Source organism: Alteromonas lipotrueae (assembly GCF_019249215.1).
GTDB lineage: Bacteria > Pseudomonadota > Gammaproteobacteria > Enterobacterales > Alteromonadaceae > Alteromonas > Alteromonas lipotrueae.
Genome location: NZ_JAESDI010000018.1, coordinates 52439 through 74101 on the forward strand (window position 1 = coordinate 52439; position 21663 = coordinate 74101).

Annotated in this window: 19 protein-coding genes; 3 read left to right on the top strand and 16 right to left on the bottom strand. The window is 44.1% G+C overall.

The genetic code is table 11. The features are described 5' to 3' along the window. Window positions 1–5 precede the first annotated feature (5 nt). The 3 genes from JKP82_RS18325 to trxA form a co-directional block, all read right to left on the bottom strand. Window positions 6–1295, bottom strand: a complete 1290-nt coding sequence (locus tag JKP82_RS18325) for an amidohydrolase (protein WP_218398178.1) — start codon at window positions 1293–1295, stop codon at window positions 6–8. Window positions 1296–1506: 211 nt separating this feature from the next. Continuing rightward, on the bottom strand, window positions 1507–2772 hold the full coding sequence (gene rho / locus JKP82_RS18330) for a transcription termination factor Rho (protein ID WP_057794263.1): 1266 nt from the start codon (window positions 2770–2772) through the stop codon (window positions 1507–1509). A 278-nt stretch (window positions 2773–3050) separates the two neighbouring features. Continuing rightward, entirely contained in the window at window positions 3051–3377 is a 327-nt protein-coding gene (gene trxA, locus JKP82_RS18335) for a thioredoxin TrxA (RefSeq protein WP_013785606.1), read from the bottom strand. Between the two features lie 99 nt (window positions 3378–3476). On the opposite strand from trxA, the gene rhlB reads away from it, so the two are divergent. Together rhlB and JKP82_RS18345 are read left to right on the top strand one after the other, a co-directional pair. Next, on the top strand, window positions 3477–4784 hold the full coding sequence (rhlB, locus tag JKP82_RS18340; protein WP_218398180.1) for an ATP-dependent RNA helicase RhlB: 1308 nt from the start codon (window positions 3477–3479) through the stop codon (window positions 4782–4784). A gap of 13 nt (window positions 4785–4797) precedes the next feature. After that, window positions 4798–6309 carry a Ppx/GppA phosphatase family protein gene (locus JKP82_RS18345; protein ID WP_159534339.1) on the top strand — a complete coding sequence of 504 codons (1512 nt, stop codon included), beginning with the start codon at window positions 4798–4800 and terminating at the stop codon, window positions 6307–6309. Window positions 6310–6416: 107 nt separating this feature from the next. On the opposite strand, the gene hemB is transcribed toward JKP82_RS18345, so the two are convergent. The 7 genes from hemB to tatA are packed head-to-tail and all read right to left on the bottom strand — an operon-like array spanning window position 6417 to window position 11958. After that, window positions 6417–7415 (bottom strand): porphobilinogen synthase, encoded by a 999-nt coding sequence (hemB, locus tag JKP82_RS18350; protein ID WP_218398182.1) that lies wholly within the window; start codon window positions 7413–7415, stop codon window positions 6417–6419. A 3-nt stretch (window positions 7416–7418) separates the two neighbouring features. Next, the gene (locus JKP82_RS18355; protein WP_232370557.1) at window positions 7419–9308 is read right to left on the bottom strand and encodes a sensor domain-containing diguanylate cyclase; all 1890 of its coding nucleotides are present in this window, start codon (window positions 9306–9308) and stop codon (window positions 7419–7421) included. 5 nt (window positions 9309–9313) lie between these two features. Next, entirely contained in the window at window positions 9314–10093 is a 780-nt protein-coding gene (locus JKP82_RS18360) for a TatD family hydrolase (protein ID WP_218398184.1), read from the bottom strand. A gap of 1 nt (window position 10094) precedes the next feature. Continuing rightward, complete coding sequence (locus tag JKP82_RS18365) at window positions 10095–10628, bottom strand: hypothetical protein (protein ID WP_218398186.1); 534 nt, start codon at window positions 10626–10628, stop codon at window positions 10095–10097. A gap of 26 nt (window positions 10629–10654) precedes the next feature. After that, on the bottom strand, window positions 10655–11410 hold the full coding sequence (gene tatC / locus JKP82_RS18370) for a twin-arginine translocase subunit TatC (protein WP_159528390.1): 756 nt from the start codon (window positions 11408–11410) through the stop codon (window positions 10655–10657). Beyond that, on the bottom strand, window positions 11411–11710 hold the full coding sequence (gene tatB, locus JKP82_RS18375) for a Sec-independent protein translocase protein TatB (RefSeq protein ID WP_013785614.1): 300 nt from the start codon (window positions 11708–11710) through the stop codon (window positions 11411–11413). Beyond that, the gene (tatA, locus tag JKP82_RS18380; RefSeq protein ID WP_159528388.1) at window positions 11710–11958 is read right to left on the bottom strand and encodes a Sec-independent protein translocase subunit TatA; all 249 of its coding nucleotides are present in this window, start codon (window positions 11956–11958) and stop codon (window positions 11710–11712) included. The genes tatB and tatA overlap by 1 nt, the downstream gene beginning before the upstream one ends. A gap of 179 nt (window positions 11959–12137) precedes the next feature. On the opposite strand from tatA, the gene JKP82_RS18385 reads away from it, so the two are divergent. Continuing rightward, complete coding sequence (locus JKP82_RS18385) at window positions 12138–13097, top strand: TonB-dependent receptor (RefSeq protein WP_218398188.1); 960 nt, start codon at window positions 12138–12140, stop codon at window positions 13095–13097. A 71-nt stretch (window positions 13098–13168) separates the two neighbouring features. Here the strand turns inward: JKP82_RS18385 and ilvN are convergent, their stop codons facing one another. The 6 genes from ilvN to JKP82_RS18415 all read right to left on the bottom strand — a co-directional run bounded on the left by ilvN (window position 13169) and on the right by JKP82_RS18415 (window position 20959). Continuing rightward, window positions 13169–13666, bottom strand: coding sequence for an acetolactate synthase small subunit (gene ilvN, locus JKP82_RS18390; RefSeq protein ID WP_013785617.1), 498 nt, complete (start codon window positions 13664–13666; stop codon window positions 13169–13171). Then, complete coding sequence (locus JKP82_RS18395) at window positions 13666–15384, bottom strand: acetolactate synthase 3 large subunit (protein ID WP_159528384.1); 1719 nt, start codon at window positions 15382–15384, stop codon at window positions 13666–13668. Before JKP82_RS18395 ends, ilvN begins: the two co-directional genes overlap by 1 nt. A gap of 202 nt (window positions 15385–15586) precedes the next feature. Continuing rightward, window positions 15587–15967: a MaoP family protein gene (locus JKP82_RS18400; protein ID WP_159528382.1), complete on the bottom strand. Its 381-nt coding sequence runs from the start codon at window positions 15965–15967 to the stop codon at window positions 15587–15589. Window positions 15968–16227: 260 nt separating this feature from the next. Continuing rightward, a complete protein-coding gene (locus JKP82_RS18405; RefSeq protein ID WP_159528380.1) occupies window positions 16228–16722 on the bottom strand; it encodes a DUF4442 domain-containing protein in 495 nt (164 codons plus the stop codon). Between the two features lie 76 nt (window positions 16723–16798). Next, window positions 16799–18385 carry a tetratricopeptide repeat-containing sulfotransferase family protein gene (locus JKP82_RS18410; protein ID WP_218398190.1) on the bottom strand — a complete coding sequence of 529 codons (1587 nt, stop codon included), beginning with the start codon at window positions 18383–18385 and terminating at the stop codon, window positions 16799–16801. 99 nt (window positions 18386–18484) lie between these two features. After that, the gene (locus tag JKP82_RS18415; RefSeq protein WP_218398192.1) at window positions 18485–20959 is read right to left on the bottom strand and encodes a TonB-dependent receptor; all 2475 of its coding nucleotides are present in this window, start codon (window positions 20957–20959) and stop codon (window positions 18485–18487) included. Window positions 20960–21663 lie beyond the last annotated feature (704 nt).

Genomic DNA, 21663 nt, shown 5'->3' on the forward strand with positions numbered 1-21663 from the left:
CATGATTAATGTTGCGCCATGTAATCTAACGTAAAGTTAGTCAGTAATTTCACACCTAGTTTCATACCCGAATCGTCTACATAAAACTCAGGGGTATGGTGAGCAGGGCTATCTTGCTCGGAAACATCCAGCGGCTTCCCACCAACCCAAACATACAAGCCTGGCACTTCCTCTTGGAAAAAAGAAAAATCTTCCGCTCCCGTGACAGGTTTAGACACGATGGCATTTTCAGCCCCTGCAGTACGTTGCATGGTTGGCACCATGGCTTGCGTAAGTTCGGGGTCGTTATAGGTAATGGGATAGTAGTAATCTAAAGGAAGCGTTAGTTCTGCTTGAGCACCCATACTCTCAGCGATAGCGTTCACTTTACGCGGAAGCGATTCGTAAATATGTTCACGTGCTGCTTTATTTAACGTGCGAATGGTGCCTACCATTTCGACTTCGTTGGGAATAATGTTTGAACGGTTTCCGCCATGAATTGAACCGATAGAAACCACTGCAGCATCATCAATGAGCTTAAGTTCACGACTAACAATGGTTTGAATAGACATGATCATTTGCGCCGCAGTGACCACTGGGTCGACACTTTTCCACGGGTACGCGCCATGGGCTTGCTTACCGTGAATAACAATTTTGAACGGGTCTACCGCAGCCATGGTGCCGCCAGAGTTGTAGCGCACTGTGCCTACATCGGTGTTTGAACTAATATGTAACCCGAAAATAACATCGACATCAGGGTTTTTAAGTACCCCTTCTTTTACCATGACTTCAGCACCACCCGTCTCACCAGAAGGTGCACCTTCTTCAGCAGGTTGAAAGATGAACTTCACTTTACCTTTAAGTTCACCTTTAATATTAGTCAGTATTTTTGCCGCCCCCATTAGCATGGCCATGTGAGTATCGTGTCCACAAGCATGCATAACTGGCACGTCTTGGCCGTTATATTCGCCCATTTGCGTAGAGCGGTAGGATAAATCACCCTGCTCTTTAACCGGTAAACCGTCCATATCAGCTCGCAGCGCGACAACAGGGCCGGGTTTGCCGCTATCGAGTATCGCAACTACACCTGTGCTAGCTACGCCGGTTTCAACTTCCAGGCCAAGCGATGTAAGGTAGTTTGCTACGTATTTCGCGGTGTTAAATTCACGATTAGACAGTTCTGGGAATTCGTGAAAGTGGTGGCGCCATTCAATAACGTCTGCTTCTACTTCCGTGGCCAATGCGTCAACATCGACTTGTGCAAAGGCAAAAGTGGCACAGCTTGCCATAGCGAGAGAGATTAACTTTCGATACATAACATCTATTCCGTTGTAGAGTAAAACGCCAGAATAAACTATCTGGTAGCTAAAAAATACGAGTACCAATTGCGGTGTGACTTCTGAAAGTAACCTATTCAATGGCCAGTGAACATTAGACAGAAGTCTAATAAGAATTGTTTCTATTAAGTGGGAAGTAAGATTCGGGCACAAAAAAAGCGCCCTTAGGCGCTTTTTCTATAAAAACGGGTTAGCTCTTTTGACGCTTCATGGCGTTGAAGAACTCATCGTTAGTCTTAGTCATAGCGAGCTTATTGATAAGGAACTCTATGGCATCAATCTCTGACATCTCGTGCACAATTTTACGTAAGATCCACATTTTCTGTAGTTCTTCTTGCGACGTTAATAGCTCTTCGCGACGAGTACCTGAACGATTGAAGTCAATAGCTGGGAAAACACGCTTTTCAGCAATCTTACGATTTAAGTGTAATTCCATGTTACCGGTACCTTTAAACTCTTCATAGATAACTTCATCCATTTTAGAGCCAGTATCGATAAGCGCTGTAGCGATAATCGTTAAACTACCGCCTTCTTCAACGTTTCGAGCAGCACCAAAGAAGCGCTTAGGCTTATGTAGTGCATTGGCATCAACACCACCGGTAAGTACTTTACCTGATGATGGGATTACCGTGTTGTAAGCACGTGCTAAACGAGTAATTGAATCAAGTAAGATAACGACATCTTTCTTGTGCTCAACTAAGCGCTTCGCTTTTTCGATAACCATTTCAGCTACCTGAACGTGACGGCTTGCAGGTTCATCGAACGTTGAAGCAACCACTTCACCTTGTACAAGGCGATGCATTTCTGTTACTTCTTCTGGACGTTCGTCGATAAGCAATACCATCAATTCAGCTTCAGGGTGATTCGCTGCAATAGATTGCGCGATGTTCTGAAGTAAAAGGGTTTTACCGGCTTTAGGTGGTGCAACGATAAGACCACGTTGCCCTTTACCAATTGGTGAGGCTAGGTCTAATACACGCGCCGTAATATCTTCTGTTGAACCATTACCACGTTCCATGCGCATGCGAGATGCAGCATGTAGAGGAGTAAGGTTTTCGAAGAGGATTTTATTACGGGAGTTTTCAGGCTTGTCGAAGTTTACTTCGCGAATTTTTAACAGGGCAAAATATCGCTCACTGTCTTTAGGCGGGCGTATTTTACCAGAAATGGTATCGCCCGTTCGCAAGTTAAATCGACGAATTTGGCTTGGTGATACGTAAATATCATCAGGCCCTGCTAAATACGAAGAGTCTGCTGACCGCAAGAAACCAAAACCGTCCTGTAAAATTTCCAGAACCCCGTCACCGAAAATATCTTCGCCGCCTTTCGCATGCGATTTCAGTATCGAGAATATGATGTCTTGTTTTCTAGCGCGAGCCATGTTTTCCAGGCCCATTTCTTCGGACATGGCGACTAATTCGCTAATCGGTTTGTTCTTTAATTCTGTTAAATTCATACTGGTGGGTCTTTGTGCTTGGGGTTTGCTTACAGGACTGGTAGTCACTCTGTTCTAATTTTTGATTTGATTATGCCTGAATAGAGGCTAAGCAGAATGCTGCTCGGGTGAGCGCTAAGGAAAAGTTAGCACTAAAATTAATCAACGTCCAGCGTTTTACTCGTCAATTGTTAAATAACTTGTATTCACACTGTTGCAGGCGTTGTAACTGCTTATTTATCATGTGTAAATAAAAAACCGGCAGCTAAGCCACCGGTTTTTTCTGAATTACTATTTTACTAAAGGTTTTCGTTTAAGAACTCAGCAAGTTGCGTTTTAGATAACGCGCCTACTTTGGTTGCCGCTACGTTGCCGTTTTTGAAAAGTAGTAATGTAGGAATGCCACGAATACCATATTTAGGTGGAGTTTCGTTATTTTCATCGACATTCAACTTGCCAACTGTTAACTTGCCTTCAAACTCGTTCGCAACTTCTTCTAAGATTGGCGCGATCATTTTACAGGGGCCACACCATTCGGCCCAAAAGTCAACCAGTACAGGACCTTCAGCATTGATAACATCTGCTTCGAATTTATCGTCAGATAACTGGATAATTTTGTCGCTCATTCTTTTCTCCATTTTTGGTCGGTCGCTGATTTGTTTCAGCTCTACCATAAGTGTTATATAGAAACCGTTTTTAATGCAAGCACTGATAAGCTATAAGCTATGCCTACTCACTTAACTGATACTCATTTTTCCGACCTGCCGATTAATAGCAAGGTTGTTGACGCCTTAACGGCGGCAAATTTCAATAATTGTACACCAATACAGGCGTTATCTCTGCCTCCATTACTGGAAGGCTTAGATATTGCCGGACAAGCTCAAACGGGTACAGGTAAAACTATTGCCTTCTTGGTTGCTACTTTTCATTATTTGCTAAGCAAAGCAGATAATGACGAGAACAGCAAATCAAAAGGCCCTAGAGCCATCATAATGGCGCCAACCAGAGAGTTAGCCGTCCAGATTTTCAACGATGCCAAATTGCTCAGTGAGCATACCGGTTTGTCGCTTGGATTGATTTATGGGGGCGAAGGTTACCAAAGTCAACGTGAAACCCTTGAAGAAGGGGTAGATATCATTATTGGTACGACAGGACGCATTCTGGATTATTACAAACAGAACGTGTTTACCTTGAATAACATTCAAGTTGCCGTACTTGATGAGGCCGATCGTATGTTCGATTTAGGCTTTATTAAAGATATCCGCTTTTTGTTCCGACGCTTACCGCCTGCAACTGAACGCCTAAGTATGCTGTTTTCAGCTACACTTAGTTATCGCGTTCAAGAACTCGCTTACGAGCACATGAACAACCCAACTCACGTTCAAGTGGCACCAGAGCAAACGACAGCAACACGGGTATCGCAAGAGCTGTTCTACCCCTCTGATGATGATAAAATGTTGCTGCTTCTTACGCTATTTGAAGAAGAGTGGCCAGATAAAGCCATTGTGTTTGCTAACACCAAATACAGCTGTGAGCGCGTAACCGACTGGCTTACTGCCGACGGTCATCGTGTTGGCTTGTTGAGCGGTGACGTACCACAGAAAAAGCGCTTGGGTATTTTAGAAGACTTTACCAAAGGTAAGCTAGACATTTTAGTGGCCACGGATGTTGCCGCACGTGGCTTACATATTGATTCGGTCACTCATGTGTTTAACTATGATTTACCTGACGATGCAGAAGACTATGTTCACCGAATTGGCCGAACCGGTCGTGCGGGTCAAAGCGGTATCGCCATCAGTTTCGCCTGTGAAAAATACGCATTGAACTTGCCAGATATTGAAAAATATATTCAGCATGCTATTCCTGTTACCGATTACGATGCGAGTGCCTTGCTTGATGATGTAAATGCGCCTAAACCAAGACGCAGACGCACACCAAACACGAGAAACTCGTCTCGACGTGGCAATGGTAAAGGTCGTGGTAACAGCGGTGGAAATAGAGGTAAACCGTCTAATCGCGGAAACAGTAACTAACATTCGAGACAATATGCAGGCAGAACTTCAGCACGACTCTGAAAGCTATGGCGAATATTACGCCGCAGTAGACTTAGGCTCTAATAGCTTTCACATGGTCATTGTTCATGTCGTTAATGGTAGCGTTCAGATCATTGGCAAGGTGAAACAGAAAGTACGTTTAGCGGCAGGGTTGAATGACGACTTTGCACTAGATGAAATGAGCATGGAGCGTGGTTGGCAATGCCTGCAAACCTTTTCCGAACGGTTACAAGATATTCCCCCCTCAAATATTAAGGTAGTGGCTACCGCTACCTTACGTCTTGCGACTAATGCCCAAGTGTTTATTGGGAAAGCCGAGCAAATTCTCAAGCATAAACTCAACGTGATAAGCGGCGAGGAAGAAGCACGCCAGATTTATCTTGGCGTAGCCTATACCTCGGCAAATCAAGGTAATAGCTTAGTGATAGATATAGGCGGTGCCAGTACTGAAATTGTTATTGGCAACGACATGCAACCCATCCACTTAAAGAGCTTGGATATGGGGTGTGTGACCTTTATGGAACGCTATTTTGATGGCGGTAAGATCACCGCTGAAAACTTCGAAAGTGCTAAAAAAGCCGCGAAGGCATTACTTTCCCCTGTAGCGGACGCTTTTCTTTGTTTTGATTGGGAAAATTGCTTAGGTGCCTCGGGTACACCGCAGGCCATCACTGAAATATTGGTGGCGCAGGGCATTAGCGATTCAATACGACTTGATTACCTTCATCACCTAGAAAAACAATGTGTTGAATGTGGTGAAATTAACCAGCTTAACATTGAAGGTTTAGAAGAAAATCGCAAGGCCATTTTTCCTTCTGGCTTAGCCATTTTAATTAGCTTATTTGAAGCGTTAGCCATTCAAAATATGAATATTTCTGGTGGTGCGCTGCGCGAAGGGCTTATTTACGGCATGTTAGATAACATGCAGGAAAATGACCGCCGCGACCAAACACTTAACCAGACCATGGCTCGATACCATATCGATAAAGCCCAAGCGAATTCAGTAAAAAGTGTATCAACACAGCTATGTACACAGTTATGCGCACAGCAAAACATCTGTCATCTTGATACCGAAGCTATTTTAGGTGCAGCTGCGTTACTCCATGAAACGGGCTTGCATATAGAATACAAAAAGCATCATGAGCACGGCGCTTATATTCTGTCTTTTATAGATTTGCCTGGCTTCACACGCCTGCAGCGGGCGGCTATTCGAGACCTTGTTGCCCATCATAGATTAACTATTCCAGCTGATGCTTTTAGTAATTACCATGATGACTCTCAACCTATGTTATTGGGTTTACTTAGGCTATTACGTATTTCTGTGGTGCTGTGTTTGCGACGACAAAACAAGCATATTCCCCATGTAGATTTAGTCTGCGACGGTGATAAATGGGAAGTGACCTTCCCTGAGGGCTGGCTGAAAGCACACCCGCTGATTAACGCTGAGCTAGCCAATGAAAGCTGGTTACAGCACAAAGCAGGCTGGGAACTTATCTGTAAATAGTCAGTGCTGAAAATTGCAAAGAACAAAAAAATGGGATGTAACCTAAGGTTGCATCCCATTTTTGTTTTTAGCCTATTTATTGTTTCTTTGATTTTCTATTCACGGCTCTAGTCGCCAGCGAGAAGCGCAGCCGCTTTCGGAGCAAAGTAAGTAAGAATGCCGTCTGCTCCAGCGCGTTTGAAAGCCAGTAAAGACTCTAGTATTACTGCCTCTTCGTTTAACCAACCATTCGCAAATGCCGCTTGATGCATGGCATATTCGCCACTGACTTGATACGCAAAGGTAGGCACCTTTAGCTCGTCTTTACAACGGCGCACAATGTCTAAATAAGGCATACCAGGCTTAACCATTACCATATCAGCACCTTCTTGTACGTCTAACGCAATTTCGTGTATGGCTTCATCGCTGTTTGCAGGGTCCATCTGATAGGTTTTCTTATTACCGCCTTTTATGTTCGCTGAAGAGCCAACAGCGTCTCGAAATGGCCCATAATAAGCAGATGCATACTTTGCTGAATACGCCATAATGCAGGTGTTAATAAACCCCTCGCGCTCAAGTGCATCACGAATAACCCCAATGCGCCCATCCATCATGTCAGAAGGTGCAACAATGTCTGCGCCTGCTTCTGCATGTGAGAGCGCTTGTTTTACCAACACGTCAATGGTGACATCATTCATCACATAACCGGTCTCATCCACCAAGCCATCTTGCCCGTGAGACGTAAAGGGATCTAACGCGATGTCAGACATTAACATCACATCTGGAAACTCTGCTTTTATTGCACGCATAGCCGTTTGTGCAAGGCCATCTGGATTGAACGCTTCTTTGGCGCACTCGGTTTTAAGTGACATGGGGGTAACAGGAAACAGGGCTAGTGTACGTATACCAAGGGCTACCCATTTTGCCGTTTCCTCTAATAACAGATCGATAGACAGGCGCTCTACCCCAGGCATTGAAGGCACTTCTTCACGCTGACCTGTGCCAGGAAGAACGAATACAGGGTAAATAAGGTCGTTAGTAGTAAGACGTTGCTCGGCAACTAGATCTCGCAGTGCATCTTTTGCACGAAGGCGTCGCATGCGACGAGCGGGGAATGAAGCATTCATAAATTATCCTGAAATCGGTTTAAAGAGTACTTTGTTTCGTCCTGATTCTTTCGCAGCATAAAGCTGCTCATCGGCCAACCGAAGCAACGCTGCAGCATGATCTTCATCCGTGATAACACTGGTAGCCAGCCCTGCACTTATGGTTAGTTGTATTGCTTCTCCATCAAACATGATAGGAGATTTTTCGATGCGCTCGCGAATGGCCTCTACCACATGGTAGGCACCTTGGCTGTCGGTATTCGGAAGAATAAGTGCAAATTCCTCCCCGCCTATTCGACATAAATCATCGGATAAACGAAGCAACATACTTTGAATAATGCCCGTTATATGAATAAGACAGGCATCTCCACCAGCATGTCCGTATTTATCATTAATACGTTTAAAGTGGTCAATATCGATGACTGCAATAGACAAAGGAGTTTGCTCTCGGCGACTTCGTCTGCCTTCTGATTTTAACTTTTTATCAAAGTGACGACGATTATTAATTCCGGTAAGTGGGTCGATTGCCGTTAGCCGCTCTAGCTCTTGGTTTACTTCAGACAGCTCACGTAAGGTAATCTCAAGTTCTAACGTTCGCTCTTCTACTTTGTATTCCAAGTCATCTTGATAACGTTTCTGCACTTCTAGCAGGTCTTCTTTTGCCTTACTCGCCTGCTGCTCTTGTTCAAGGGCAAATTGTTGCGTGGTAATAAGTTCGTCGTACCTGTGACTATAATTAATTGCCAAGATAAGGGCTAAAATCACCGTTTCAACGGTACCTGCAATTATGAGTAAATAACTCGTAGAAATGCCTAAATTTATTATATTCACGCTATCTAGGCTAACGACAAAGCCGCTAAACAATAAAAATAGCCACGCCACAGAGAAGTATCGGGCAATAGGCACGCCTTTAAATGATAACCAGCCACCTGTGAACATTGCCACAAACACGATTATCGACAACATGACTAAATAAAGTTTTATGGCAAAGGGGTAAGGCAGTATCGCACTCGTGAAAATACAGCCTGCAAATGCCCACGCCGCTACCTTAGATATTTTATCTACTACTGCGCTAAATTCGGCAATAGGCAGTAAATGCCGGGAGAACAGTACGGCAAATAAAATCGTCGCATTACCAAAAATGAGTACCGCCTTGCCCTGCAACCACGCCTGCTCAGGCCATAAATAGGCATAGCCCAACCCCTGCAATGAAGCCAAGGTTAAGCCTAAGCTCAGTGCATAGCCGGTATAGAATAAAAACGAGCGATTTTTGGTAGTAAAAAATAAAAAGATATTACTGATGGCCATGGCACATAAAAAACCAAAAAACAGCCCCAGTGCTATATTTTGGCTTGCTGCGTATTCTATAAATTCTTTTTCTTCCCACACCACAATAGGCATGCGAATAGTGCCGCTAGATTTGACGCGAACTACTACGGTTTGCGGTTTAGCACTTAAAGGTAAGGAAAAAAGTGGCGTGTTATTCGCGATGGGGCGTACATTAAATGCTAGGTTGTCTCCGGCCTGGTAACGTACAACAGGCGAACTTGCTAACGGCGGATAAACCGCAACGTCAACACTATCTAGCAAGGCGTAGTCAATCTCGAAAAGGTAACGTAGCGCTTGAGATTCGTTGGGAGTGACAACAAAGGAGAACCAATGTACATCACTGCTCATTCCTAAATTTATTGGCGACACCGCTGGCGTCCACAGTTCTCGGGGTTTATCGAGCACTGTTTCGAAGGTTAACTGGTTCTCGGGATCGCTAACAAAGGCTAACTGAGAAACTCGGCTATTTGTGGTTCGCTCTGGTACTACACTTAGTGCAATGAACGCAAAAATTGACACCGCAACAACGGTAATAACGAAGAGGTAAAGATCGTAATTGCGAACTTTTTGACGATATATGTGCATTACCATTAATCACTGATACAAAATAAACGACAAGTATTAGCATAACTGCAATCTCGTAATTTATCAGGGGCAACCTGTATTAGTTTGCTAATTTGTTCACCAATATGAGGCAATAGCGCAGGCTCATTGTTGCGCTTTCTAGGCCGAAGAGTTTTCGGGAATAAGTAAGGGGCATCAGTTTCTACAACGATACGGTTTAAGGGAATGGTTGGAATTGCGTTACGAAGAACCTCTCCGCGCTTTTCATCACATGCCCAACCAGTAATACCGATGTACAACCCCATATCTAAATAGGCACCTAACTGGGTGGTATCGCCTGTAAAACAGTGTGCGATACCACCGCTAAGAGACGGCAGCACTTTTTGAAGGCAGGACACTTGTTGTTCAAACGCATCTCGTTCGTGAAGATACACAGGCAAGTTCAATTCTACCGCCAACGATAATTGGGCTTCAAACACACTTATTTGAACATCTTGGGGAGAAAAGTTGCGATTAAAATCTAAGCCACACTCGCCCACCGCCACTACGCCAGGCTCTTTTGCCATGCTTCTTAATCGCTCGTAATCACTATCAACGACATCTTTAGCATTATGGGGGTGTATGCCTAAGGTATAACTACAAATCTGCGGAAACTGGTGATGAAGTGCAGCTGCTGCATCCCACTCGTTGGGATGAGTGGTAATAATACACAGCCTGGAAACACCGGCGTCCACGGCATTTGAAATAATCTCTTGAGGATTAAATCTGCGATCTAATAGATTAACGCCAGCGTCAAACCAAGGCATATTATTTTACACGTTTTACTTTCATGCGTTTGTTAAGCCCTTCTTTTTTCAAATAGAAAGCGCCTAATAATCCACGCTCAATTAGCACGGTTTCACCTTCTTTTACTTTCAACGTGGTATCTGTAGTTTGCTGCCAAACCGAGCCGTTATCGAAGGTTAAAATAAACTTCCCACGTGCAGTTTTCTTAATCTTAGTTACCTTACCTGCAAATGTGTCGGCCAAGGTTTCCGTTTTTACTTTGTGCTCTAAACCAAACTGTTCGTCTTTAGGCGCTGGGGTTTGGCTTACCGGTGCTTCGCGGCGACGTTCAGCGGCAACGGTTGGTGTGTGGCTAGGCATTGTAACCGGCAGACCTGCCTGCGCACCTGAGAGGCGATTGACTTGTTTTTCAACGCGGTCGTAGCATACTAAACGTTGAAGACTATTTTTGGTTTCGCTACATTTGGCTAGCGCTTCGCCTACGGTTTCTGCCTGTGCTAAAAACGCACTGAAAGGAAGTACACTTATTAGCAGTAATAATGTACGTTTTTTCATGGTAAATCCTTTGTTTTAATTAATTGTTATTCGATTTCAGTGCCCGTTTTTTCATCGTTATCTCGGCGGCCTTTTCCCGCATACAAGCTACCTACCACAACACCTATTTCAAACAATATCCACATAGGGATAGCTAAAAGCGTTTGAGAAATGATATCCGGCGGCGTAAGTAACATGCCCACCACAAACGCACCAACAACCACATAGGGGCGTTTTGCTCTAAGTGATTTTGCGTCGGTTACCCCCGTCCAGCACAGTAAGATAATGGCAATGGGAATTTCAAATGAGACCCCAAAAGCAAAGAAGAGTTTCAATACAAAATTAAGATAACTAGAGATGTCGGTACTGACCGTAACACCTTCTGGGGCCACACTATTAAAAAAGGCAAACGCGATTGGAAATACCACAAAGTAGGCGAATGCCATGCCCGCATAGAACAATAGAGTACTTGAGAGTAAAAGCGGCGCAACGAGCTTTTTCTCGTTACGATATAGGCCTGGCGCAACAAATCCCCACACTTGATAAAGTACGTAGGGAATAGCGATAAAGAATGACAACACCAGCGTAAGTTTAAACGGTGCGAAAAAAGGTGAGGCGACATCGGTGGCAATCATGCTAGCGTTTTCTGGCATAGAATCAAGCAACGGCAACGCGAGCCATTGATAGAGGTCTTGCGAAAAGTACGCCAAACACAAAAATACCACCAGCACACTTAACAGTGCTTTTAGAATGCGGCTACGAAGCTCAATTAAATGAGATATTAAATTGTTTGCGTCAGACATTTACTGTTTTTTATATGGTTCCTGAACCGACTCAGCCGCTTTTTTAAGCTCATCAACACTTTGTTCAAGCTCTGGCGAGAGATCTTTCAAGCCTTGCTGCTCAGCTTTCTTCAGGTTTTCGTGTAATTCGTGCACGCGCAGCTGATGCTCAACTTCTTGCTTAAAGCCAGTTGCTGTATTTCGCACACTTCGAATAGTGTTAATGGTGGACCGCATGGCACCTGGCAAACGTTCTGGACCCAGTATCAACAAGGCCATCACACCAATTACCAATAGCTCCCAAAAGCCAATGTCAAACATCAGGATTTTTCTTTAACGTCGCTCTGCGTTTTCGTTGAAACAGTGTCAGCGGTATTAGCGGTGTCTGTATCTTCTACCTGCTTCTTCTGCTCGAAATCGGCATCTTGTTCGTTTTCAGTTACTGCTTTTTTAAAGCCTTTGATTGCGCCACCTAAATCGGTGCCAATCCCTTTCAAACGTTTAGTGCCAAAAAGTAAAACTACAATTACTAAGATAATAAGTAACTGCCAGATTCCAATACCGCCCATAAAAATAATCTCCGATACAACAGTTAGGGTAGTATGCCACCCAAAGCGCTAGCTTTCACGTGAATATTTGCGTGGATGAATAATCGTTGACGTTTATTATCACAACACGCATCCTGATGGTAATTAATTGATACGGATATCATTTCACCGCGAAATCGTTAGAGGGAGTTTGGGTTGTTATGTTGTGTTTAGCAGTCTCATTGTGTTTATTGCTTACTGACCAGAGTGATAACCGGCCTGTTCCTACCCACGAGGTAGTGAATAATGCACAAAACAATGTTGAATATCATCAACCTATGCAATGGTTTGATGTGTGGCAACGCAGCTTCACCGACTCTATGGACTTTACCGTAAGTAAGTTCGATGGCTTATTCTCCGATGGCTCAAAAACCAAAGAAAAAGCAAAAGCAGAAGGGAGAATTCAACTTAGCTGGGAACCTAGAACCAGAGATATCGCTGAAACCGATCTTCGGTTTCGTATTCGTGTTTCCCTCCCCCACCTCGAAAATCGCGTAGACTTGCTATTAAGTGATAATGAAGACGAAACCCAAAGTGATACTATAAAAGCGGCGCGCTCTCCCTCGCTGGGAAGGCAAGACAATACGACCATTTCACTACGCTTTCGCCCAGATCAAAACTCTCACTATTCATTTCGTGTTGGTGCAGGAAGACGGGATCAGCTGTATGTAAAAGCTCGCTACCGTGATGCCTATGCATTTAACTCCCATTGGGCCATGCTATACGACACTGAAATATATCAATACACGCGGGATCAATTTGGCGCAGAGTTAGGTACCTCTATCCAGCATGTTAGCAGTAACAATAACGTCACTCGGTTAAATAACCGCTTTTATTTTCGAGACAATAGCAACGACTGGTTGTGGCGACACGAGTTACAACACTTATACCCTATCAACAACAACAACGCCTTGGTTTACAGCTTTATGGTGGAAGGCTTGAACAAACCTACCTACCAAGTAGAAGAGGTTTACACAGGTTTGCGTTGGCGCAGCAATCCAATAAGAGAATGGCTTTACTTCGAGGTAGAACCATTTGTATTGTGGCTTCGACGTGAAGACTTCTCGCCGTCTTATGGTATGGCACTTCGCTTAGAAGCTTATTACGGAAAAGGCGAGTAACACTCGTTACTCGCCCTTTTTCATTTCTTTAGCGCTTTATGTGCTTCGCTTTGCACGTTAAATGTCACCCGTTAAGGGCGTAATGCGCGCTCGCCTCGTGCTAAACCACACACACCAGTGCGTGATGATTCAATTACTTCCGCACATTGGGCCATGGTAGCCGCAAAAGCGTCTAGTTTGTCGGTAGTGCCCGTAATTTCAATGGTGTAGTTATTCGCATGAACATCTAAGATGCGCCCACGGAAAATATCACTATTACGCTTTACTTCAGCACGCACAGATTCAGTACGAGTAGCCACTTTAATTAGCATCAACTCACGCTCAATATGTGTGCCTTCAGTTAAATCCACCACTTTAAGCACATCAATAAGCTTGTTCACTTGCTTAGTAATCTGCTCAATGACTTTATCATCACCATGGGTAATGATGGTAAGGCGAGATAAGCTACCATCGTCAGTAGGGGCTACACAAAGAGAGTCTACGTTGTAGCCGCGCTGTGAGAAAACGCCCACAATACGAGATAACGCGCCAGGTGCGTTTTCCATTAATACAGAAATGATACGTTTCATTAGGTACGCTCCGTCTTACTTAAGCGCATATCATCCATAGCGCCAAACTTAATTTGCATTGGATATACGTGCTCGTTCTGATCTACCGCTATGTCCATAAACACAAGGCGGTCTTTAAGACTGAAACATTTTTCCATCGCTGCATCTAATTCGTCTAATTTATCTACTTTGATACCTACATGGCCATAAGACTCTGCAAGCTTCACAAAATCTGGCATTGAGTCCATGTAAGAATGCGAGTGACGACCTTTGTAAATCATATCTTGCCACTGACGAACCATGCCTAATGCGCGGTTGTTCAAGGTAATGATTTTAATCGGCAGGTTGTACTGCAAACAGGTAGATAATTCCTGAATATTCATTTGAATACTACCGTCACCCGTTACCACTACCGAGGTAGACTCTGGGTGTGCGAACTGTACGCCCATCGCCGCGGGTAAACCAAAGCCCATGGTGCCTAAGCCACCTGAGTTGATCCACTGGCGAGGCTTATCAAACGGATAATATAAGGCAGCGAACATCTGATGCTGGCCTACGTCAGAACTTACATAAGCTTCACCATTGGTATGCTTATAAATAGACTGGATAACTTGCTGTGGCTTGATTACCGTATCGCCTTGCTCGTAATTCAAACATTCACGAGAGCGCCACTGAGTAATTTGTTGCCACCAATCGGCTAGCTTCTCTTTTTGACCAGATAGGTCTTTATTAACAAACTGTTCTAAAATTTGGTCGAGTACTTTATCTACCGAACCAACCACCGGAATATGTGCGTTGATGGTTTTAGAGATAGAAGCCGGGTCGATATCTACGTGAATAATATCAGCATGAGGGCAAAATTTCGCTACGTTGTTGGTAACGCGATCATCGAAACGTGCGCCCAAGGCAATAATGCAATCGGCATTATGCATGGTTTTATTTGCTTCAAGGGTGCCGTGCATACCTAGCATACCCACGAACTGCTCATGTGTACCTGGCATAGCGCCTAGCCCCATTAACGTACAGGTAACTGGTGCATTTAACTTTTCAGCTAATTCGATAACTCGTGACGACGCTTCAGATGTAACCGCGCCACCACCAACATAAAGTACTGGACGTTCGGCTTTCATCAATGAAGCGACCGCTTTCTTAATTTGCTTTGTATGCCCACGCTCGGTTGGGTTATACGAACGCATGGTTACATCGGTTGGGAACACATAAGGGTGATCTTCAGCCACATTTACAATGTCTTTGGGTAAATCGACTACCACTGGGCCCGGTCGGCCAGTATTTGCAATGTAATACGCTTTCGCAATGGCTTCTGGAATATCTACCGCACGCTTTACTAGAAAGCTGTGTTTTACGATTGGGCGAGAACACCCTACCATATCGGTTTCTTGGAAAGCATCTTCACCAATGTGCATAGAGGGAACTTGCCCAGACAATACAACCATTGGAATTGAATCCATATAAGCGGTAGCAATACCCGTTATGGTATTGGTTGCACCAGGGCCTGAGGTGACGAGGACTGTGCCGGTTTTGCCAGTTGAACGTGCATAACCATCCGCCATATGAGCGGCTGCCTGTTCATGACGCACGAGGACATGTTCGACATCTTGTTGCGCATATAAAGCGTCATAAATGTCTAGTACGGCACCACCTGGGTAGCCGAACACATGTGTTACTCCTACATCTTTTAGCGCTTCTACCACCATGGCAGCGCCCGACATCATTTTCACAGTTCTCTCTCCTGTATCGGTTTGGTGTATTGTCAGCGAATGTTGACGATGAGCGGACTATAACGAAGGAAGTAGGAAGATAAAACACCAAACCACACAAAAGTGAGATATATATCCCAATATTCAAGATAAATAGGATAAACCTTTCGTTACGATGAAAATAATGGCGCTTATTAGGATGAATTTCACAAGAAATTAACAACTAATCGTCATCAATGTCTATTTCAATGTCGCTGTTATCCTCTATTCCCATATTATCGTCTGCATCTTCTGTTACAGCACGCTTAGAACCATAAATACTGGCCGCTTTGGGTCGGTTAATTCGGTTTTGATATTTTATCCATGCTTTTGCCTGAGGCGTTTGTGGCTCACATTGCCCTAACGCAGCATTAAGATAGTTAATTTCGACATCAGAACTAGGTTCAATCTTGCCATCTACTAAGGCTGCAAACAAACTACCATGGGCTTGTAATAACTTACTTTCAGAAATTGAAAAGTCACCGGAGCGAGCGAAGCCATATGGGTAATGCTTTTTATCTGCAAACGGACGGTTAATCAGTTTCTCTCTGGATAACGTTGTCATATGACCCCCTATCTCAGCCTTTCTAGCTATTATCATACTCCGCATCGTGCGCCGATGAGGACCCATTAGCCGCGCGCCTGTGCCGCTTGGCTTATTACACTGATAATTAGATAGTTGGGATCAACAATGCTGTCAAACAGAAAAACGTGATAAGAGAAAACTTAATAAAACTGTAAAATGCTTAGATTGAACATGCGCGTTGCATAAGCAACGCGCACATGGTAATCAGGCGTACTCGGCCTAATTTTTAAATACAGGTACTACTTCCTGCTTTTAGGCACCCAAGCCCAAATCATTTCACATAGAACAGGCTCGATACCTTGAGCATCGGTTACTTTAACCGCTACCGTAACTTCACCTTTCTCTTGAGTTTGCATTAACGCTATTTGTTCATCGGTAAGGTGCGCTACTGCATGCATATCGCCCTGTGCGCGCTTCACATATTTAAAATTCATTTCTTTAATCAGCGGTAACTTGTCGCCAGGTAGGTTAACTCCAACAACAAAACCCGTAGAAGACTCCGCTAGCAATGCCATAGCAGCCGCATGCACACTGCCAATATGGTTCTGCGCCTTCTTGTAGTTTTTTTGACGAAAAGTCACTGACTTTAAATCGGTTTCCAGAATATCTATGCTGACCGTGCCCGTTAACTTTACTTTGTACCTGAACATCCACGTGAGCATGCGTTGACGTAGCCATGTTGGATAGGTATTGGCTTTTTTCACAAAGTTGCGCAACGGGTTTGGTACGGACATAATTTTCTCTCTGAAATTCACTTCTTCTGGTTAGACCAGTGAGGTTATGCTGCCACCGCAAAGGATGCAAGTAGTTTTAACAATACCCTAACAATTTCTGGAGCGAATTGGTGTGGTTGCTATACTGCTTCCAGCGCCCAATCGAACGCGTATTTATTGCTTCACGCACTTGTACTTTGCTCGCCGTAGACACTGGCAATGTGTTTCGCTCTACATGCAGACACTGCTCTTCCCAGGCTAAATCACAAAACGAAAGTAATTTGGGGACTTCTTCATTAGGATTTATCGCCAAGGCTTCGTAAGACTGAATATGTACGTTGCCAGGAAATTTCTGCGCCCACGCTTCCATTACCTTGTTAAATCGCAAGTAAAAACGTCCAACGGCATTCAAATCATAAGCATAAGCGTAGTATGGGCTGTGAATAGAAAATAGTTGGCGGTAGTTGCCCACACAGGTATCCATGGGGTCACGCATCAAGCAAATGATTTTGGCATTCGGTAAAGCACGACGAATAAGATCAACATAAAAGAAATTAAACGGCAGTTTGTCTACTAAACGCTGCCCGTCTTGTTTAAGATAAGCGGTTCGCGCTAGGTAGCACTCCCCAATTTCTTGCATATTAAGGTTTTCCGCTGCTTTTAGGGTGTCTAAATCAAGTACATGTTGTGAGGGCGTGTTGGCCAGCGATTTTACTGCCACTCCAAAATCTTGCAGTTCACCGCCTGAAGCAACTTGACTATGGTGGCTTAAAATACGCTCTACCAAGGTAGTGCCAGAGCGGGGCATGCCTATTACGAAAATTGGCGAGCTGTCTTGGGCGCCATGTGCTTGAATGCTTTTAATTAAGTTCTTATTAGCGCTTCCACATGGGCTATTCGCCTGCTGCTGTAGATAATCGAATAACATTTCATAATCAGCCAAGGCGTCTTGACTAGCCTGCTGCTTAGGCGCTTTGGCGTACTGTAGTGCTTCAAAAGCCTCATCGTATTGCCCTAATGCTTCATATTCTTTTGCTAGTGCATGGCCAATATGTAGTCGTCCTTCTACGTGTTTTTCACAAGTGCGTGATGCGTTCAGCAAACGGTTGATATGGTTTTTCTCAGCTGTGATCCCCCCTAAATCAGACAGCGCAAAATGCGCCTGATAAAAATTGGGGTTCAGTGAAATAGCTTGCTCGAAGTGGTCTCTGGCTTGAGTAAAACTACCGGCGAACTTACTACTGACGCCATAGTTATAATGAAACTGTGGATTGTCATTATTAATAGATAACGCGCGCTTGAAGTAAGAAAGTGCCCCTTCATGATCGCCTACTCTGCTTAACGCTACCCCAACGGTATCTAAATCAAGCGCTCGGGTGAGTGACGTTGGTGGGGCGAGTTTAGCGGCGGCTTGGGCAAGATTAAGATCGCCAATGAGGGCAAAGCATTTGGCAAGATAAGCATAGGTGAGCGCCCTAGCATCAAGGCTATTCGACTTCTCTAACAACTTAACCGCTTTATTAATTTGTCCTAATTCAATGTGGATGATACCCAGAAGAAAATAAGCATGAGGGTCATCGCCGAAGGCCTGAATAACCTCTACGCAGGCTTTATGTGCTGACGTATAATCTCGTTTGCTAATGGCTGTGGTGGCCACATTGAAATGCTGTTGTTTATCTATCATTGCTGTCTATCATTGCTGTCTATCATTGCTATTATCATGATGCGCCTGAAAAAAAGGCACTCCATGGAGTGCCTTTATTAAGTACTGTTGGTAATACTACTACATATCAAACTTGTAGTTGAACTTCAGACCTACTGTACGTGGCGTAAGTATGTAATGCCCATAGTTACGGCTTAATTCAGTACCGTTTGGTTCAAGCACACTGTCATAAACACCTTCGCCAATATCACTTACGTTGCGTCGTGTAGACACAAACGCGTACTTGTCGAATAGGTTGTCGATGTACAAGGTTACCGACCAAGTTTCAGATGAAATACGCGCATTTAAGTTACTGATTGCATATCCTGGTAATGCTTCACCGTCCTGGCGTAAACCAACCGTAGTATAAATATCACTTTGTGCAGTGATACCATAATTCACGTCTAACATCTTATCGCCAAATACTTCTTGGCTGTATGTCATACCAAATGAAAATTGATGCTCGGCTGAACCTGGCAAACGATCACCATCTTTACCATCATAAAAATCTTGTAGTTCAGATCCCTCTTCACCTTGGGCTGTAAACAAGAATGGCGCATCAGCGGTTAACTCTGCTTTCGTATGAGCATAAGTAGCATACATGGTTAAATAGTCGTTTGCGCGACCACGCAACGATAACTCTAGCCCTTTAGATGCAGCACCTTCAGCATTAACCGTAATGGGTTGCTGACCATTTACGGTTGCACCAGTAACTTGTGGATCTTCCCAATCAACATAGAACAATGCGGTGTTCACTTGTAGTTTGTTGTTGAAGAAATTGGTTTTAACCCCAAGCTCGTAGTTGGTAGTGGTATCCGCTCCGTAAGTCTGCTCATCCGGTAATGCGCACACTATTTGGTTATTCAAGTCATCAACATTGTCGGGGCACGCCGGGGCACCATTAGCGCCACCAATTCGGAACCCTTCGCTGATTGTCGCGTAAGCCATGGTATCGCGGGTAAACTTATAACTGGTATTAAATTTAAACAGTGTACCGCTGTCATCCTCGGTAGGCGCTTCGGTGAGTTCTAAATCGATGGAATCAGAAGCTCGACCTTCAAATACTGAGTAGTAAAGCGGCAAGTCTACGCCTGAGCGGGCTGACACTTCATAGTCGTAGGCTCTCAAACCGATGGTAGCATCCCACTTATCGGTAATTTCATAAGTGAGCTCACCGAAAAGGGCTTTTTCAGTAATATCGATTTCGTCTGCTGAGAAGTATTCAAGGCTGTCTGGACGATAGTTGCCGTCAACGCCCCACACTTCAATAGCGTACACGTCAAAGTTTGGGGTAAATTCTTTACTGGTACCTTCGCTGTCGGTGTCGTAATAGAAACCACCCACAATCCACGATAATGGACCATCATCTAGCGACACTAAGCGCACTTCTTGCGTCAGCGTAGAGCGTTCTGTTAATTCTTCCGTGTAAGAAGAAAACGCCGGAAATTCTTCGTAACTGTAGTCTAAGCGAATAAGCAGGTCAGTTTGGTCCCGTTGACCGTCTGATTCAAACTTCGAATAACCTGTAGCCGACACCAATTCAGCAAAACCAAGATCGGCTTTAACTTCTAAGCTTAATAATGAATCTTCTTTCTCACGAGGCTCTTCGTAACGATAAGCCGACTCGTATTTACCTACTAACGCACTTAACCCGTTTTCATCAGACAACGCATTGTAGTGGCTGATTGAACGGCCTTCTACGTCTTGTGTCTGGAAGAAATAAGTCAGCGTAGCGTCAATGGTGTCGGTGGGTAACCAACGTACTGCTACGCGACCTGTTAGCGTGTCTTCACCGTTAGCATCTTCTACTTGGCGTAAGTTTTCGCTAATAGCCGTGCTGTCGGTCCAATCAGGATCGGGCAGTGAAACACCACCTTCTTGCACAACGTAATTGTAATCAATAAACCCCGGATTATTGAAATAATTAAGTGATGCACGAACACCCAATTCACCTTCAATAATAGGCGCGTTGAATACGAAACTTCCTTCGCCACCTAATGAATCACTTTCTTGAATGGTGAACACATCACCGGTAATTTCAGCAGTAGTAAAATCTAAATCTACTGTTTTAGGTATATAGCGAATGGCACCGCCAAGCGTACCAGCACCATATAAGGTGCCTTGCGGCCCAATGAGTACTTCAACACGATCTACATCAAGTAAACGCATGTTAAGGAATAATGGAATTTCACCAAAATAAGTAGCTACCGTCCCCCCATCTGAACCTGGGCCAGATGAGTTTGTATTTAAGCCTCGCACGATAATAGGAGAATCGTTTCGACCACCCTGATCGGTGACGGTCAAGCCTGGTACCCAGCGAGCTACTGAGTCAAGGTCTTCAATATTTTGTTGGGCCAACACGTCCGATGTTATGGCGGAGATATTAATTGGAACTTCCTGCAAAGTGCCGCTTCGGCGGGTTGCAGTAACTTCAATTGTTTCTACTTGTTTTTCATCTACAGTAACTTCTTGGGCGACAACTGCACTGCTACTTAAAGCAGTAAATACAGCGCCGGCAACCAAAGAGTACCCGAAGGTGCTGCCTTTATAGTGCATGCTTGTGTTTTCTCCTGGCGGGGCTTCTATCTTTGTACCCGTTAATTTTATTGTTGGGTACGTGCATCAGTGTTTTCAGCATGATCCGTAGCAGAATCTATGCCGTTAAGGGCGCGCATTCTAAAGCAAAAACACATAAATTTTTAATTATTTTTGAATAAATATGCTCTAATATCGCGCATGCATGCACTAAATCTGAATTAAGAGTAATAAGCAGCGGATCTAATGCAGCATTAGAAATTGATATCTAAGGACTTTTATAGATTATCACCAAAACAGTGAGTACATGCTCGCACTCGGTGCAAAGCTGCGGGAATAAAAACCCATTCAAAAAAAGAAGCCTTTTAAAGGGTGTAAAAAGAGAAAATTTACACTCGCTTACGCTAAAAAGTGCATTATTGGCATGAATAAACATAGAAAGCTTAAATAAAGACAGCGGGTTTTAGCTGGGAGATGATTTAAATATTAAGGCTGATTAAATTTAGATAAGAAAATTTGAAGCCGGAAACGAGACTTGTAACTGGCCGACACTCGCTGGGCCGACATTCGGTCGCCGGGAACCGGTCGTGACCCGTGGGGTCGCATTAATCAAACTGAAGTAGGTTGATTTAATTTTATATATGAAAATTTGGAGCGGGAAACGAGATTCGAACTCGCGACCCCGACCTTGGCAAGGTCGTGCTCTACCAACTGAGCTATTCCCG